The 242-nt window shown below is 37.6% G+C and carries 1 pseudogene; it reads right to left on the reverse strand.

Annotated elements, in window-relative coordinates:
- Positions 1–32: 32 nt before the first annotated feature.
- Positions 33–242: pseudogene (locus CWB76_RS19585) on the reverse strand (DUF294 nucleotidyltransferase-like domain-containing protein); the annotation flags it as partial.

Below are 242 nucleotides of genomic sequence, written 5' to 3' on the forward strand. Positions count from 1 at the left end.
TCTTGCAATTGTTCGCTGGTCATACGCCATTATTTAAACGAGGCCATTATATCACAATCACAAAAGGTATAGCCACAATTAGCTAAACAATCACACACAAAGTATGATAAGTATTGAAAATACTCATCGTGAAATGCCTCATCGAAGCTATTATCTATAATCAGAGCATTATCTTGATCGGTTACAATTAACTGCTCATCCCGCGCAATTGAGCCCAGCGCAATTAAACAATAAGGAATGGG

It is taken from the genome of Pseudoalteromonas sp. S1609 (genome assembly GCF_005887255.1).
Classification (GTDB): domain Bacteria; phylum Pseudomonadota; class Gammaproteobacteria; order Enterobacterales; family Alteromonadaceae; genus Pseudoalteromonas.